This is a genomic window from Amycolatopsis vastitatis (assembly GCF_002234595.1).
Lineage (GTDB): Bacteria > Actinomycetota > Actinomycetes > Mycobacteriales > Pseudonocardiaceae > Amycolatopsis > Amycolatopsis vastitatis.
Window position 1 is genome coordinate 64,765 of the sequence record NZ_NMUL01000002.1, and the last position, 14,635, is coordinate 79,399.

Consider the following 14,635-nt stretch of genomic DNA (forward strand, 5'->3'; position numbering starts at 1 on the left):
GCGGGTCCGACCTCCCCCGCCCCTCCGGTGGGAGTGTCAGTCGACCGTCGACTGAAGTGCGGCTTGGACGAGGGGCGGGGGAGGTCTGGTGACGTCGAGGTCGTCTTGCGCTGCCGGCCGCCGGTCTGCGCCGGGCGGGCCCTGCAGAAAACCCCGGCGCCAGGCGGCCCCTGTGGACAACCCCGACGCTGAGCGGCCCCTGTGGACAAACGCAGCGGAGGGCACCGATTCCGTCGGTACCCTCCGCTAGCGTGGAAAACGGGGGCTGCTCAGCCCCGGACGAACCGCGCCACGTGCTCGGCCAGCTCCTCGCCCGCGTCCTCCTGCAGGAAATGCCCGGCCCCGGCGATCACCGGATGCTCCAACCCCTGCGCGCCACGCATCGAGCGCTGAAGCACCGGCGCCATTCCGCCCGTGATCGGGTCGCCGTCGGAGAAGGCCACCAGGAATGGCAGGTCCAGCTCGGTCAGCGTCTTCCACGCGTCGCGGTTGGCCGAAGACGCCGGGTCGTCCGGGCGGTACGGCACCAGCGAGGGCATCGCTCGGGGGCCGGCCTTGTACATCTCGTTCGGGAACGGCGCGTCGTACGCCGCCCGGACCGGATCAGGCAACGATGTGGCGCAGCCCGACTGGACGAGCCGTCCGATGTCCAGCACCGGTGCCTTCTGCACCGCCTCCCGGAACGCATGCCACACCGCGGGCATGTCCACGTCGCCGGTCGGCAGGCCCGTGTTCGCCGCGACCACGCGCGAGAAGCGGGACGGCTCCGCCGCCACCAGGCGCAGCCCGATCAGGCCGCCCCAGTCCTGGCCGACCAGCGTCACGTCCCGCAGGTCCAAGGCGTCGAACGCGAAGCCGCGCATCCATTCGACGTGCCGGGCGTAAGTGTGGTCCGCCAGGTCGCCCGGCTTGTCCGAGCGGCCGAAGCCGACCAGGTCCGGCGCGATCGCGCGCAACCCCGCCGCGGCCAGCACCGGCAGCATCTTCCGGTACAGGAACGACCAGCTGGGTTCGCCGTGCAGCAGGAGCACCGGCGGCCCGTCGGACGGCCCGGCCTCCACGTACCCCACTCTGATCACGCCGCCGTAGGGGTCGGCGAGTTCGGCGTAGCGAGGCTCGAAGGGGAAGTCGGGCAGGTCCGTGAACCGGTCGTCCGGTGTCCTCAGCAGGCGCACGGAACCCACGCTAGTGCGAACGGACCAGCGTGGCCACGGTCAGGAAATACCGACCGCCACCACGAGACCCAGGCCGAGGTGCGCCGCCGCGACCACGATGCTCACCGGGGCGAACTCCTCGCTCTCGATGGTCGAGGCGACGTCGATCCGGGTCGCCCACTCCAGCAGCCGCACCGCGACGACCTGGACGACGATCCCGATCAGGCCGTAGACGAGCGACGTGATCAGGCCCTCGGTGAGGTCGCTCGCCGAGTTGAAGATCGCCACGACGACGATGAACGCCATCGACAGCATCCCGGACGCGGTCACGATCACCGCGTTCGGCAGGCCCGCGTGCACCAGCTTCGACAGCTTGCCGGGCGTGGTCCAGTCGATCGCGTAGAACCCGGCGAACATCAGCAGCAGTCCGACGACGCCGTACAGCAGGATCGCGCCGATCCCCCGCACGAGGTCGGAGCCGAACGTGTCGGACAGCGCAAGGGTCGAGGTCACGAGTTTCTCCCAGGTGGAAAGAGCTGATCAGCGCAGGTGTTGTATCACGCTTCGGGGATGCGGTGGGGGACGAAAGCGGCACCGTCGTCGGTGACCAGGCCGCCGGTCTCACGGATGCCCAGCCCGGCCGAGCTGTCGCCGACGATCCACGCGCCGAGCGCCGGCCGGTAGCCGTCGAACTCGGGCAGCGGGTCGAACGCCTGGTAGACGAAGCCTTCCGCGCCGTAGACGCCGTCGGTCTGGGTCTCGTAGCCGGTCGCGACGATCTGGACGTTCGCGCCCTCGCGACCCAGCTTCGGCTTGCGGACGTACTCGGTGAGGATGCCGGGGTCGTCGGCGAACGCGGGCAGCAGGTTCGGGTGGCCCGGGTAGTTCTCCCACAGGATCGCCAGCAGCGTCTTGTTGGAGAGGATCATCTTCCACAGCGGCTCGATCCACAGCGTCCGCGGCAGCGACTCGACGGCGTGACGGCCGAACTCCTCGTCGACCACCCACTCCCACGGGTAGAGCTTCAGCACGGTCGCCATCTGCTGCTCTTCGAGGTCGACGAATCGCTTGAGCAGCGGGTCCCAGCCGATCTCCTCGATCGCCAGGCCCACCGTGTCGAGGCCGGCCTCGGCCGCGGTCTCCTGCAGGTACGCCGTGGTGACGTTGTCCTCACCGGACGGGTCCGCCGCCGACCAGGTGAAGTGCAGCTCGTTGGACGGCAGCTTGTCCCGCAGGAACGACCACCGCTCGACGAGTTTCTCGTGGATCGAGTTCCACTGGTCGTCGTCCGGGAAGACGTCGGTCTTCCAGTGCCACTGCAGCAGCGACGCCTCCAGCAGCGTGGTCGGCGTGTCCGCGTTGTACTCCAGCAGCTTCGCCGGCGACTTGCCGTCGTAGCGCAGGTCGAACCGGCCGTATACGTGCGGGTCCTGCCGCTTCCACGACTCGGCGATGTGCGGCCAGACCCACTCGGGGATGCCGAACCGCTGGTAGCCCTCGGTCGTCACGACGTTGTCGACGGCTTCGAGACACATCGAGTGCAGCAGTTCGACGTCGGCTTCGAGCGAGAGGACCTCGTCCATGTCGAAGACGTAGTGCACGGACTCGTCCCAGTACGGCCGCACCCGGCCGCTGCTGTCGCGGGCCGGCGTGCCGTAGACGAGTCCCTGCTCTTCGACGATCCGCTGCCAGTCTCGCCGCGGCTCACGCCGGTCCCGGTACACCTACGATCCCCCGCTCTTGCCGCTGCCGCCCGTGCCGCCGCTCTTGCCGCTGATGCCGAACCCGCCGCGCTGGACGGACTTGCCGGTCTTCGTCGTGACGTTGGCGCGCGACGACGGCGCGTCGTACGAACCACCGGACACGTGCTGCCCGATCGTGCCGCTGCCGCCGTAGTTGTAGCGGTAGCTGTTGAAGCCGCCGCCCCCGATCGGGAGGAACAGGAAGCCGCCGCTGACGTGGCCGCCGTGGCTGGTCACGTAGTTCTCGTCGCAGTTGTCGTCGTTCTGGACGACACCGTTCGAGTCGGTGCAGACGGCTGTGACTTCGGTCGGCTTCGCGACGGTGTAGTACGTCGCGACCAGGCCGACGAGCCCGACCGTCACGCCGCTGCCGATCAGGATCTTGCGCCGCGTCGCCGCCTTGGCGTCGGACTGGCGGGCCAGCTCTTCGTCGCGCTCCTCCTGGGCGAGCGCCTGTTGACGCGCGCGCTGCTCGGCGAGCGAGGGCTCGCGGGGTTGGGTGTTGGAGTCCTGGAACCTCATCGAGCCGCGCTTTGGCGGCTCAGGGGGCGGCTGGTCCCCAGCGTTGCTGTCCTGCGTCATGTGCGCTCCGTAATCACCGGCCACCACGAAACCGTGACCACCCTAACCACCCGGATCGCGCACGTCGCGCGCGGCGCGGGCATCATGGACTGCGATGTCTCCCAGCGCCGATCGGTTCCCCGCCGCCACGCAGACCCTGCGCACCCGCGTCGTGATGGGCGGGATCTTCGCGGGCGCGCTCATCGCGCTCGCGCTCAGCGTCGTGTTCTCCTGGAGCGACGGCATCACCGGCGGGGCCGGTGGTGGCGCCGGCAGGCTGTCCGCCGCCGCCCAAGAGGCGTTCCACTCGCCGCCCGGCAGCTGCCTGACCTGGGACAACCCGGACGCGAGCGACGCGCGCAAGGTCGCTTGCACCCAGCCGCACCTGTTCGAGGTGACCACGCTGGTGGACATCGGCGCCCAGTTCCCGGAGGGCGCGCCGGTGCCGTCGCTGGACCAGTGGCAGCAGATCGCGCAGCAGAAGTGCACCGCGGACGTGAAGCCCTACCTCGGGCACCGGCTCGACCCGTACGGGAAGCTCACGACGAACCTGCTCCGCCCGACGCCGTCGCAGTGGGAGGACGGCGACCGCCAGCTGCGCTGCGGCCTGCAGTGGGCGGGCCCCGGCGGCAGGCTGCTGCCGACGACCGGGCCGGCGAAGGACCAGGACCAGTCGCTGGTCTTCGAGCCGGGCACCTGCCTGGCCCTGCTCGGCAAGGGCGTCGGCGACCCGATCGACTGCGCGAAACCGCACTCGTACGAGATCATCGCGACCCTCGACCTCAAGTCGAAGTTCAAAGAGGGCTACCCGACGCAGGACGACCAGAAGGCCTGGCTCGACACCGAGTGCAACAAGGCCGCCGCGGACTACACCGGCGGCGCCGATCTCGACGCGAAGCACCTGATCCTGACCTGGGACCTGCGCGAGCAGGAAAGCTGGGACGTCGGCTCGGCCAAGGTCAACTGCAAGGTGGCGGCGGCCCTGCCCGACAAGAGCGGCCTGCAGGCGGTGACCGGCAGCCTCAAGGCCGCGCCGGCCGGGCCCGACGGCGGTCAGCCGCAAGACGGCGGCGGCCCGCCTTCGGACGGGGGCGGCGGCCCGGTCTCGCCGAGCGCCACTCCGCCGTCGACGAAGAAGAACGGCTGATGCCCGTCGAGATGAGCCGGGAGCGGTTCGAAGAACTGGTCTCGGAAGCCCTGGACGAGGTACCGGCCGAGTTCGCGCGCGCGATGGACAACGTCGTCGTGCTCGTCGAGGAGTTCAACGACGAGGCCCCGGACATCCTCGGGCTCTACCACGGGATCGCGCTGACCGAGCGGACGTCGTCGTACGGCGGGGTGCTGCCGGACCGGATTTCGATCTACCGGCAGCCGATCCTGGCCATGTGCGAGGACGAGGACGAGGTCGTGGAGGAGGTCCTGATCACCGTCGTGCACGAGCTGGGCCACCACTTCGGCATCGACGACGCCCGGCTCCACGAGCTCGGCTGGGGCTGAGCCGGCGCGGATTTCCCCGGCGCACCAAGACTTTCCGCCGATTTCGACATTCGGCGCGGGAAACTGTCACGAGTTTCACCAGTAGTGACAACGTGACCACGCGCAGCCATCACCGCCGTTATCCTCTTACCCAAGTCGTTGGGTGACTTCGATTCGTGCGGGGAGGCGCAATGAACGAAGCCCGGAACGACGGGAACGGACGAAGACTCAGGTGGCTGCTGACGTCGAGCGCGACGTCCCACCTGGGTGACGGCATCGGCAAGGTGGCCCTGCCGCTGCTGGCCACGACCCTGACCCGCGACCCGGTGCTCATCGCCGGGCTGTCCGCCACCCAGTTCCTGCCCTGGCTGCTGTTCGCCGCGGTCGCCGGCGCGCTGGTCGACCGGATCGACCGGCGGCGGGCGATGATCGCCGCGAACACCGCCCGCGCCGTCGCGGTCGGCGCGCTGGCCGTCATGGTCGCCGCCGGCGGCATGACGATCTGGCTGGTCTACCTGACCGCGCTGATCATCGGGACGGCCGAGACGATCGCGGACAGCGCGGCGAACGCGCTCATCCCGGCCGTCGTCGGCGACGGCTCGCTCGACGCGGCCAACAGCAAGCTGCAGGCCTGCGAAATCGTCGGCCAGACGTTCCTCGGCGGCCCGGTCGGCAGCCTGACGTTCGCGCTCTTCGCGGCCTTCCCGTTCATCCTCAACTCCGCGGGGTTCGCGATCGCGGCCGCGGTGCTGCTCGGGCTGGCCGGCACCTACCGCGGCACGGCGGAAACGGCCGTCCGGCCGGCGAAACTGCGCACCGAGCTGGCGGACGGCCTGCGGTGGCTGCGCGGACACCCGCTGCTGCGGCGGCTGGTCGTCGTCGCCGGCGTGCTCAGCCTGGTCAGCGAGCTCGCGCAGGCGCAGCTGGTGCTGTACGCGCTGCAGGACCTCCACCTGTCCGACGCGACGTTCGGGCTGTTCGCGTTCGTCGGCGGGATCGGCGGCCTGGCCGGCGCGGGCGTCGCACCGCGGCTGGTGCACGCGACCGGCCGTCGCGCGGTCGTCGTCGGCGGGATCGTCTGCTGCGGCATCGGGTTCGGCGGCATGGGCCTGGTGCGCTCACCGGTCGCGGGCGCGGCGCTGTTCGGGCTGTTCGCGGCCGCGGTCGTCGCGGTGAACGTCGTGCTCGCGACCGCGCGGCACACCCTGGTTCCCGGCGAGCTGCTCGGCCGGGTGCTCGGGGTGTGGCGGACGGTGGTCTGGGGCGCGATCCCGCTGGGCGCCCTGCTCGGCGGGGTGCTGACCGAGGCACTCGGCACGGCGGCGCGGACGTTCGCGGTCTCGGGGGTGGTGATGCTCGCGATCGCCGCGTTCGCGTTCGGCGCGCTGCGGCGGTTCCCGCTCGGTGACAAATCGGACTCAGCCGCGGCGCTGACGCACCACGATCCGGGATTGTGAGCTGAAATAGCTCCTCACCCAGGTGGTGAGGAGGCTGCTATGCGCACCGCGGACACCGGCACCGGCACCGGTCCCGGCTTCGACGACTCTCCGGCCGAGTCCGATGAGGTCACGACGTCGGCCCCGGCGCCGTCACGCCGGATGCTGGTGCTGGCCACGGTCGCCGGGTTCGTGCTGGGCAGCGGTGTGCTCGGCCTGCTCTGGGGACTGTCCGGGGTGCACGCCGGAGCGCTCGAAGACGCCGTCGCGGCGTGCCAGGCGCTCGACCGCGTCGGCGAGCTGCCCGACACGAGCCGCGACGCGCAGCCGTCGCTGACACCCAGCCTGACGTCGGAGCGGCTGCACCGGATGATGGCGGCGCGCGAGCTGTCCTCGGCCGCCGCCCAGGTCGACCCGAACTACCAGGCGCTGGCCGACCACATCGACGGCGTCAGCCGGATGGTGCTCAGCCTGCACTTCAACGACCTCTCCGGCCAGCGGCACCTGGTCCAGGCTCAGGAAATCTGCGCCAGGATCTAGGCGGGGTGGACGGTCTTCACCGCGAGCTGGTTGCCGGGAATCTTCGTGCTGGCGCAGCCGGTGCCGTCTTCGGGCACGAAGTTCGACGCGGTCTCCTGCGGCAGGTAGATCCGCAGGCCCTTCACCGGCGTCGGCTGGCAGGTGCCCGGGTCGAAGTTCTGCACGTTGACGAACTGGATGTCGGCGACCGCGGTCTGGCCGGGGTTCAGCTTGACGGCGTTGCCCTTCGTGCCGTCGCGGAAGGCGTCCTTGCCGACCTGGTGCCCGTCCGCACCGGCCACATAGGACACCCCGGGGAACCCCTGGATGGTGCAGGGCTTGGCGCTGACGTTCTTGATGAGCAGCGGCCGGTACACCGAGCCGGCACCGGCGTCACCCTGGCCGAGCGAAAGCTGGACGTCGCCGGCCTTGCAGAGCCCGTTGTCGACGGGCTGGGCGACCGGCGGCGCGGCCGGCGTCGGGCTGCCCAGGCTCGACGTGGCCGTGGTGACCGTGGGGGTGGCGGTCGGCGACGCCGAGGAGGACGGCGCCGAGCTGTCCGCCGCGGGCGTGGTGCCCCCACTCCCGCAGGCGGAAAGCGCGAGAACGCCCGCCGAAGCCGCGACGACCGGGAACAACCGTGAAAGCTTCGTCCGAACCATGTCCATCGCCTCCCTGGTGTGGTGCTACTGGGTAGACGTACCGGTCGTGCGCAGGTTGGTCAGCTTCGTAAATTCCCCACCAAACGTGTTCTAAACGTGACGGGATCACACTTTCGTGACGGTCAGAGCGGCGTGTCGACCCAGGTCAAGCAGTGCCACTGCCCGTCCGGGCGAGCCTGGAGTTCCACGAGCCCGGTGTTCGGGATCAGCGCCGCGTTGGCGACGTCCGGGTGGACGTTCGGGGCCAGCCACTCGCTGCCCAGCCGGATCGCGCCACCGTGGCTGACCAGGGCGATCACGCCGTCCGGGTCGGCCTGCTCGTGCTTGGCGCGCAGCCTGCCGACCGCGTCCAGCATCCGGGTGCGCACGCTCGTGCCGCTCTCGCCGCCGGGCAGCGACGCCGCCAGCTCGCCGAGCGTCCAACGCCGGACCGTGTCCATGTACGTCCGGATCGACGCGTGGTCGGTCGCGCCCTCCAGGTCACCCGCGACGACCTCGTGCACCCCGTCGACGACCTGCACGTCCAGCGAGAACCGGGCCGCCAGCGGCGCCGCGGTCTGCTGGGCACGCGTCGCCTGAGACGCGTAGACGGCGACGACCGGCTCCTCCGCCAGCCGCGCCGCGAGGGCGTCGGCCTGCCGACGGCCGAGGTCGGTCAGCGGCGGTCCGGGCAGGGCGGTGTCGAGCGCGCCACGGACGTTCCCGTCGGTCTGGCCGTGGCGGATGAGCAGCAGCCTCACGCCAGGTCCCCCCTGCGGACCGCGGCCGCCCAGCCGGCCGCCTCGACGAAGTCGTCGTTGCCGAAGCCGGACTCGATGGTGGTCTGCGTCCCGTCGGCCCGCGGGTGCGAGCCGAGGAACCGCAGGTTGCGGCACTGGCGGCGCAACGCCGTCAATGCGTCGAGGACGCGCGGCTCGGCCACGTGCCCCTCGAAGTCGATGAAGAAGCGGTATTCGCCGAAGTTGGACCGCGTCGGCCGCGCGTCGAGCCGGGTCAGGTTGATCCCGCGGGTGGCCAGCTCGGTGAGCAGCTCCGCGAGCGTGCCGGTGCGGTTCGCGGCCGCGGCGACCACGGACGTCCGGTCGGCGCCGGTCGGCTCCGGAAGCTCGCCCGGCCGGCGGACCAGCAGGAACCGCGTCGCCGCGTCGGAGACGTCGGCGACTTCGGTGGCCAGGACTTCCAGGTCGTAGTGCTCGACCGCGACCGGCGCGCAGACCGCGGCGTCGAAGTCGCCTTCGAGCACGCCGACCGCGGCGGCCGACGTCGACGACGACGCCACCGGGTGCGCGTCCGGCAGGTTCGCCTCGAGCCAGTCGCGGACCTGGGCGAGCGCGTGCGGGTGGCTCGCGACGGTCCGGATCTCCCCGCCGCCCCGCCGGGTCAGCACGCTGAAGTGGACGGGCAGGATCGTTTCGGCCACGGCCACCAGCGGGGTCGACTCGCTGAGCCCGTCGAGCGTGGCGGGCACCACGCCCTCGACCGAGTTTTCGATGGGGACGCACGCGGCGTCCGCCTCGCCCTTGCGGACGGCGGTCATCGCCAGCCGGACGGTCTCGACCGGAAGCAGTTCTTCGCCGGGGGCGAGGGCCCGCGCGGCCTGTTCGGTGAAGGTCCCTCGGGGGCCGAAGTATGCGATCCGTGACACAGCACTCAGGCTACGGGGCCCCGCCGTGGCGACTTTCACTCGGACAGCCGGTACTCGAACCGGTTACGCCGGGTGGCGTTTTTTGCGATGCTGGGGTACGTGACCGCCGATTCGGGCACACACACCGATCGTGAGGACGCCGGGACGTCCGGGCTCGCCCCGGGCACCCCGGAGCTGGTGCTGTGCGCCGTCGATGAACCACTCGCCGACGCCTGGACGACCGCCGCGAAGTCGGTGGCCGGCCGGGTCCGCGTGCACCGCGGGTCGGTCCTCGACATCGCCGCCCAGGCCGTGGTCAGCCCGGCCAACTCCTACGGCTGGATGCGCGGCGGCATCGACGCCGTCTACGCGCGGGCCTTCCCGGGCATAGAGCAGAGCGTCCGCAGCGAGATCCTGGCCTTTCACGGCGGTGAGCTGCCGATCGGCGAGGCCGTGCTCGTCCCGACCGGCGAAGCCCAGCCGGCGTGGCTGATCAGCGCGCCGACCATGCGCGAGCCCGGCGAGGTGCTGCCCGCCGACACCGTGCACCCCTACCTCGCCGCCCGCGCGGTCTTCCTGCAGTGGCGAGACGGACGGCTCGACCACGGGCCGGTGCGGAAGTTCGTCGACACGATCGCGATGCCGGGCCTGGGCACCGGCGTCGGCGGCGTCGAACCGGCGACGTGCGCGCGCCAGGTCGCGGCGGCCTGGGACGAGGTTTTCCGTCACGCTCGGTAATTTCCCGAGGATTCGGGGTGGACTACATCACAGCGCGTTCACGGGCCGTAAGCCCTACCGTTGAATCACGCAGGTGAACGTCCGCCAGTGCAGGCGACGGCCGGAGGAGTGTGCGATGACCCGGGTCCGCGAACTCAGCCCGTATGTCGAGCTGCACCGGGAACAATGGAAAGAACTGCGAAGTTCGACGCCGTTGCCGCTGACCGCGGCCGAGCTGCTGCGGTTGCGCGGTCTCGGCGAGCAGGTCGACCTGGCCGAGGTCGCCGACGTCTACCTGCCGCTCTCCCGCCTGATCAACCTGCAGGTCGCCGCGCGCCAGCGGCTCTACGAAGCGACGACGACGTTCCTCGGTGACGACTCCCGCGGCACGAAGGTCCCGTTCGTGATCGGCATCGCCGGCAGCGTGGCGGTCGGCAAGTCGACCACCGCCCGCATCCTGCGCACGCTGCTCGCCCGCTGGCCGGACCACCCCCGCGTCGACCTGGTCACCACCGACGGCTTCCTGTACCCGCGCGCCGAGCTGATGCGGCGCGGGATCATGCACCGCAAGGGGTTCCCCGAGAGCTACGACCGGCGCGCGCTGCTGCGGTTCGTCACGGAGGTCAAGTCGGGTGCCGAGCGCGTCACCGCGCCGGTGTACTCGCACCTGGCCTACGACATCCTGCCCGGCCAGGAGCAGGTGGTGCAGCAGCCGGACATCCTCATCGTCGAGGGCCTGAACGTGCTGCAGCCGGGGCCGCGGCTGATGGTGTCCGACCTCTTCGACTTCTCCATCTACGTGGACGCGCACACCGACGACATCCAGCGCTGGTACATCGAGCGGTTCCTGGAGCTGCGGCACACGGCGTTCGCGGATCCGGCGTCGCACTTCCACCACTTCGCCGGCCTGCCCGACGACGAAGCCCGCGCCGAGGCGCGGCACCTGTGGCGCTCGATCAACGAGCCGAACCTGATGGAGAACATCAAGCCGACCCGGCCGCGGGCGACGCTCGTGCTGCGCAAGGACTGCGACCACGCCATCAACCGGGTCCGCCTGCGCAAGCTCTGACCCGCTCGATCTCATCGGGGGCTCCGGGTGGCGGAGCCCCCGGCCTGGGGCGAAGCCCCAGATGTCACAGCTGCTTTTCGGGGGCTCCGGGTGGCGGAGCCCCCGGCCTGGGGCGAAGCCCCAGATGTCACAGCTGCTTTTCGGGGGTTCCGGGTGGCGGAGCCCCCGGCCTGGGGCGAAGCCCCAGATGTCACAGCTGCTTTTCGGGGGTTCCGGGTGGCGGAGCCCCCGGCCTGGGGCGAAGCCCCAGATGTGACAGTCACGCGGCTCGTCACCCACATGCCGCGCTTTCCCACGCTGAGCGAACGCGCGACCACGATCCGGTGTGGACTCGCGACTCTCCGCGCCGGATTCCGGCCGTTCGGCCGAGGCGAAGCGTTCAGGCGTAACCGGTTGGCCGATACCGGCGCACCCGTGTGAAAGCGACCCTGAAGGAGTCAGGAAAACGGCTCTGAGCTGGGGAGGAGGCCCACGATGTTCTCGATGATCCTCACGTGGGTCGGTGCGGTGCTGGGTCTGGCGCTGTTGATCGCGATGGCCGCCGGAACGTTCGTCGTGGACATCGACGACCGGCTGCAGGAACGCCGCCGCAAAGCGAAGGCTGCCGAGCCCGCAGGCCCCCTCCCCTAGACGTCAGAGTCCGGCCAGCGCCTCGAGGTAGGCGTCGGCGTCGTATTCGAGGTTTTCCGCGTCCAGCAGGCTGTTTTCCAGCACGTCGATCAGCTGCTCGAAGATCTCGTCGCGGTCCAGCTCGCCCTCACGCAGGCGCTCGACGGCCTGCCAGGCCTCGGCGGGCTCGTTGTCCCACAGCTGGTCGACGATCGTCGCGCGCAGGATCAGCCGCTGCTCTTCCTCGTCCTCGTCGGCCTCGGCGATGACGAGCGCCCGGCGCTGCTCGGGGTCGGTCGGGTCGAGGTCGACCTCTTCCTCGTCGATTTCCGTGGTCAGCGACGGCACGGCGAACATCCGCCGCTCCAGCGCGTCGGCCAGCTCGCTGGGCGACAGGTCGCCGACGTCGCCGAAGTAGCGCTCCAGCGGCGAGTCGTCTTCGTCGGTGTACTCGCCCAGGTAGTCGGCGACGGCCTCGTCGAGCGCGGCGACCGCGGTCTCGGACAACCCGGCCCGCTCCGCCGTCCACTGCACCCAGGCCAGCACGACCGGCTCGACGGCGTCTTCGTGGTCGGCGTCGAGTTCGTACTCCTCGCCGAGCAGGCCTTCGAGGAACCGTGCGACCTTCTCCGGGCCGATGCGCAGCGGGTTCGCCGGGTCGGTGCGCACGCCGTGTTCCAGCAGCAGGGCACCGATCGCGCGGGCGGCGTCGGCGTCCTCGCCGCTGGCCGCGACAAACTGCTCGACGACGGCGGCCCGCTCGGTCTCGGACCACTCGGCCACCTCGGGCACGAGCGCGGGTTCCGGCAGCGCGCGGCACCAGGTGAGCGCGACGGCGTGGAAGCGCGCGTAGTCCTCGCTGACGTCGGCCTCGTCGAGGTGGTCGGTGGCGGCGAGACCGTCCGCGATCAGGCGGTGTGCCTCGGCGGGGTCGACCGCCTCGAAGACGACCAGCTCCGGGTCCGCGTCGGCCTGCTCGCGCATCTCGGCTATGACGTCTGCGGGCTGGTCGATCACGACGAGGTCCCGCACCCGGCCGCCCTCGGTGAAGTCGAGCAGCGCCAGCAGGCCGTACGCCTGGCCGCCGTGGGAGAAGACGCAGAGCAGGGACGACTCGTCGCCGTAGACGTCACCGGTCCGCAGGCACTCGCCGGCGGTGGCCCGGCCCAGCTCGTCGGCCCAGGACGGCTCCGGGATGCCGCGGCCGAGGACGACCTGCAGCCCGGCGTCGGCGGCCTTGCGTTCGACGTCGGTCTCCGCGACGACCTTCAGCGCGGCCAGCAGCGCGGCGGCACCGGGCGTGATCTTGCGCTGGGCGAAGGCGATGAGTTCCAGGCCCAGCGGCTCGTCGCCGTCCTCGACCGGCAGGTCGCGGAACTGGCCGAGCACCTCGGAGGCGAGCAGCTCGACGTCGACCGGCGCGGGGTCGGCACCCAGCGCCGAAAAGTCGTTCAGGACGTCCTTGAACAGACCGGTCACGCTGTGGGTGACGGGCTGCGGCGGCTTCTTGCGGGCGCGACTGACCGGGCTCATGCATTCATGCTTTCACCTCACCGCAAGCCGGTCGCGGTGGCCCTGGCGCGAGGTCCCGCCGCGGGCTCGACGGGGAGGCGCCGAGCCGGACGACGGAACAGGGCCACCGCGACGTCGCTGGCCAGAGCGGCGTCACCGCCTCGCCGTGCTCACGGTGTCCCGGTGCACGTGTAACACCGGTCCACCTCGGTCAACGAGGGGTGCGCGCGGAAGTTACGGCTTTTGGCAAGGCGATGCGGGCGGTCCGGATTTCCGTGATCAGGCGGGTTTTCCGGCGGTGGGTTTCCACCAGCCCGGCGAGGTAGGCGGTGAATTCGTCCGGGGTTTCGGCGCGCTTGTGCAAGGTGCGCAACAGCTTCAGCCGGCGGGCAGCCTCCTGGTAGGCCTGCGGGTCCTTGCGCTCGATGAGCTCCTCGACGTGCTCGCGGAAGACCGGGATCGTCTCGGCCGGGTGGTCGGCCGCCCGTTGTTCCGCCAGCTCCAGCTTGAGGTCCGGCGCGGCGCCGAACCGGACGCAGGCCCGCCAGGCCTCGTCCGGACGGCCGTCGTCGAGCAGGACGCTCACGAGTTCGCCCGCCTGCTCGACGCCCTCGGCGGCGCGTTCACGCAGGCACGCCAGCGCGTCGCGGCGCTGCACGGTCCACTTCCCCGCGGCCTGCGCGGCTTCGCGCAGCGCCGTGTACGTCTCGCGGCCAGGCTTGGCGTCGAAGTCCTTGCGACGGCGAGACGTCTCGTCTTCGGGTTCGGGCTGTGGCTGCTTGTCGTGCGTGAGCGCGCGGGCGGCGTGCGCGATGGCCTCGCTGTGCCGCCCCGCGGCCCGCAGCACCCGGACGATCTTGAGGCTGACGTCCACCCGCGGCGGCTTGGCCGAGAGGATCGCGACCAGCTCGTCGACGTCGCCGAGCACCTCGGCCAGCTGTTCCCGCAGCCGTTCGGCCACGTCACGGCGGTGCCCTGGCCCGCTCGCCGCCAGCACGTCGTCCACAGTGGACTTGATCCGCTTGAGGCCCGGCTCGCCCAGCGCCGTCGCGAACTCGGCGAGGTCGATGACCGGACGCCCGGGGCCGTCGAACTCGACCTCGAGGATCCAGTCGGCCAGCTTCTCGGGGTCCGGCGGCCGGGCGGCGCACGCGCGGGCGTACAGCTCGACGGCCCGGTCCAGCCGGTCGGCCAGGTCGCCGGCGTGGTCGCCGGACTGCTCCAGCACCTCGCTGATGTCGTCGACCGTGCGCCGGGCCAGCGGGCCCAGGTCGGCGCGGCTGCCGGCGTCGAGCATCCGCTGCAGCGTGTCGAGGACCGCGCCGACCTTCGCGGTGTACTCGACGTTCCCGTCGGTGACCGCGGCGTCCAGCAGCCGGTGCGCCTCGCTGACGTCACCGGATTGGGTGGCGGCGCGCAGTTCGAGCGAATGCCGCAACTCAGGGTCACGTTCGGCTTGGGCGTGCAGCAGGTCCGCCAGCGTCTCCGCGTCCAAGGTGCGCAGGTAGGGGCGAAGATCCGAGGGGGGACTCACGCGCACCAGTCTGCCCGAGG

Annotated in this window: 16 protein-coding genes; 7 read left to right on the plus strand and 9 right to left on the minus strand. The window is 71.1% G+C overall.

The window, feature by feature from the left end:
- Positions 1-269: 269 nt before the first annotated feature.
- From CF165_RS01645 to CF165_RS01660, 4 genes are read right to left on the minus strand one after another with little or no spacing between them, the layout of a single operon-like run.
- Positions 270-1,175 carry a haloalkane dehalogenase gene (locus tag CF165_RS01645; protein WP_240521421.1) on the minus strand — a complete coding sequence of 302 codons (906 nt, stop codon included), beginning with the start codon at positions 1,173-1,175 and terminating at the stop codon, positions 270-272.
- Positions 1,176-1,214: 39 nt separating this feature from the next.
- Positions 1,215-1,667, minus strand: coding sequence for a DUF350 domain-containing protein (locus tag CF165_RS01650; protein ID WP_093945613.1), 453 nt, complete (start codon positions 1,665-1,667; stop codon positions 1,215-1,217).
- Positions 1,668-1,711: 44 nt separating this feature from the next.
- Positions 1,712-2,878 (minus strand): glutathionylspermidine synthase family protein, encoded by a 1,167-nt coding sequence (locus CF165_RS01655; RefSeq protein ID WP_093945614.1) that lies wholly within the window; start codon positions 2,876-2,878, stop codon positions 1,712-1,714.
- Positions 2,879-3,478, minus strand: coding sequence for a hypothetical protein (locus tag CF165_RS01660; protein WP_240521422.1), 600 nt, complete (start codon positions 3,476-3,478; stop codon positions 2,879-2,881). It lies immediately after the preceding gene.
- A gap of 94 nt (positions 3,479-3,572) precedes the next feature.
- Between CF165_RS01660 and CF165_RS01665 the strand changes: the two genes are divergently transcribed.
- The 4 genes from CF165_RS01665 to CF165_RS01680 all read left to right on the plus strand — a co-directional run bounded on the left by CF165_RS01665 (position 3,573) and on the right by CF165_RS01680 (position 6,909).
- Complete coding sequence (locus tag CF165_RS01665) at positions 3,573-4,604, plus strand: septum formation family protein (protein WP_093945616.1); 1,032 nt, start codon at positions 3,573-3,575, stop codon at positions 4,602-4,604.
- Entirely contained in the window at positions 4,604-4,954 is a 351-nt protein-coding gene (locus CF165_RS01670) for a metallopeptidase family protein (protein ID WP_093945617.1), read from the plus strand. The genes CF165_RS01665 and CF165_RS01670 overlap by 1 nt, the downstream gene beginning before the upstream one ends.
- A 170-nt stretch (positions 4,955-5,124) precedes the next feature.
- Positions 5,125-6,390, plus strand: coding sequence for an MFS transporter (locus CF165_RS01675; protein WP_093945618.1), 1,266 nt, complete (start codon positions 5,125-5,127; stop codon positions 6,388-6,390).
- A 39-nt stretch (positions 6,391-6,429) separates the two neighbouring features.
- Positions 6,430-6,909 (plus strand): hypothetical protein, encoded by a 480-nt coding sequence (locus CF165_RS01680; protein ID WP_093945619.1) that lies wholly within the window; start codon positions 6,430-6,432, stop codon positions 6,907-6,909.
- Here CF165_RS01680 and CF165_RS01685 read toward each other — a convergent pair.
- The 3 genes from CF165_RS01685 to pheA all read right to left on the minus strand — a co-directional run bounded on the left by CF165_RS01685 (position 6,906) and on the right by pheA (position 9,195).
- Entirely contained in the window at positions 6,906-7,556 is a 651-nt protein-coding gene (locus CF165_RS01685) for a DUF4232 domain-containing protein (RefSeq protein WP_093945620.1), read from the minus strand. The genes CF165_RS01680 and CF165_RS01685 overlap by 4 nt on opposite strands.
- A gap of 116 nt (positions 7,557-7,672) precedes the next feature.
- On the minus strand, positions 7,673-8,290 hold the full coding sequence (locus tag CF165_RS01690) for a histidine phosphatase family protein (protein WP_093945621.1): 618 nt from the start codon (positions 8,288-8,290) through the stop codon (positions 7,673-7,675).
- Complete coding sequence (pheA, locus tag CF165_RS01695) at positions 8,287-9,195, minus strand: prephenate dehydratase (protein WP_093945622.1); 909 nt, start codon at positions 9,193-9,195, stop codon at positions 8,287-8,289. Before pheA ends, CF165_RS01690 begins: the two co-directional genes overlap by 4 nt.
- A gap of 99 nt (positions 9,196-9,294) precedes the next feature.
- Here pheA and CF165_RS01700 point away from each other — a divergent pair, with 99 nt between their 5' ends.
- The 3 genes from CF165_RS01700 to CF165_RS51680 all read left to right on the plus strand — a co-directional run bounded on the left by CF165_RS01700 (position 9,295) and on the right by CF165_RS51680 (position 11,590).
- Positions 9,295-9,912, plus strand: a complete 618-nt coding sequence (locus tag CF165_RS01700; RefSeq protein WP_093945762.1) for a macro domain-containing protein — start codon at positions 9,295-9,297, stop codon at positions 9,910-9,912.
- Positions 9,913-10,027: 115 nt separating this feature from the next.
- Positions 10,028-10,960, plus strand: coding sequence for a type I pantothenate kinase (coaA, locus tag CF165_RS01705; RefSeq protein WP_093945623.1), 933 nt, complete (start codon positions 10,028-10,030; stop codon positions 10,958-10,960).
- 474 nt (positions 10,961-11,434) lie between these two features.
- On the plus strand, positions 11,435-11,590 hold the full coding sequence (locus CF165_RS51680) for a hypothetical protein (protein ID WP_167441312.1): 156 nt from the start codon (positions 11,435-11,437) through the stop codon (positions 11,588-11,590).
- 3 nt (positions 11,591-11,593) lie between these two features.
- Here CF165_RS51680 and CF165_RS01715 read toward each other — a convergent pair whose 3' ends face one another.
- Positions 11,594-13,102 (minus strand): hypothetical protein, encoded by a 1,509-nt coding sequence (locus tag CF165_RS01715; protein WP_093945624.1) that lies wholly within the window; start codon positions 13,100-13,102, stop codon positions 11,594-11,596.
- A gap of 190 nt (positions 13,103-13,292) precedes the next feature.
- The gene (locus tag CF165_RS01720; RefSeq protein WP_338023387.1) at positions 13,293-14,615 is read right to left on the minus strand and encodes a DUF6880 family protein; all 1,323 of its coding nucleotides are present in this window, start codon (positions 14,613-14,615) and stop codon (positions 13,293-13,295) included.
- Between the last annotated feature and the right edge of the window lie 20 nt (positions 14,616-14,635).

Excerpts from the sequence above, each read along its gene's own strand:
- CF165_RS01660 (WP_240521422.1), bottom strand. The coding sequence starts at position 3,478 with ATGACGCAGGACAGCAACGCTGGGGACCAGCCGCCCCCTGAGCCGCCA.
- CF165_RS01665 (WP_093945616.1), top strand. The coding sequence starts at position 3,573 with ATGTCTCCCAGCGCCGATCGGTTCCCCGCCGCCACGCAGACCCTGCGC.
- CF165_RS01670 (WP_093945617.1), top strand. The coding sequence starts at position 4,604 with ATGCCCGTCGAGATGAGCCGGGAGCGGTTCGAAGAACTGGTCTCGGAA.
- CF165_RS01675 (WP_093945618.1), top strand. The coding sequence starts at position 5,125 with ATGAACGAAGCCCGGAACGACGGGAACGGACGAAGACTCAGGTGGCTG.
- CF165_RS01680 (WP_093945619.1), top strand. The coding sequence starts at position 6,430 with ATGCGCACCGCGGACACCGGCACCGGCACCGGTCCCGGCTTCGACGAC.
- CF165_RS01685 (WP_093945620.1), bottom strand. The coding sequence starts at position 7,556 with ATGGACATGGTTCGGACGAAGCTTTCACGGTTGTTCCCGGTCGTCGCG.
- coaA (WP_093945623.1), top strand. The coding sequence starts at position 10,028 with ATGACCCGGGTCCGCGAACTCAGCCCGTATGTCGAGCTGCACCGGGAA.
- CF165_RS51680 (WP_167441312.1), top strand. The coding sequence starts at position 11,435 with ATGTTCTCGATGATCCTCACGTGGGTCGGTGCGGTGCTGGGTCTGGCG.
- CF165_RS01715 (WP_093945624.1), bottom strand. The coding sequence starts at position 13,102 with ATGAGCCCGGTCAGTCGCGCCCGCAAGAAGCCGCCGCAGCCCGTCACC.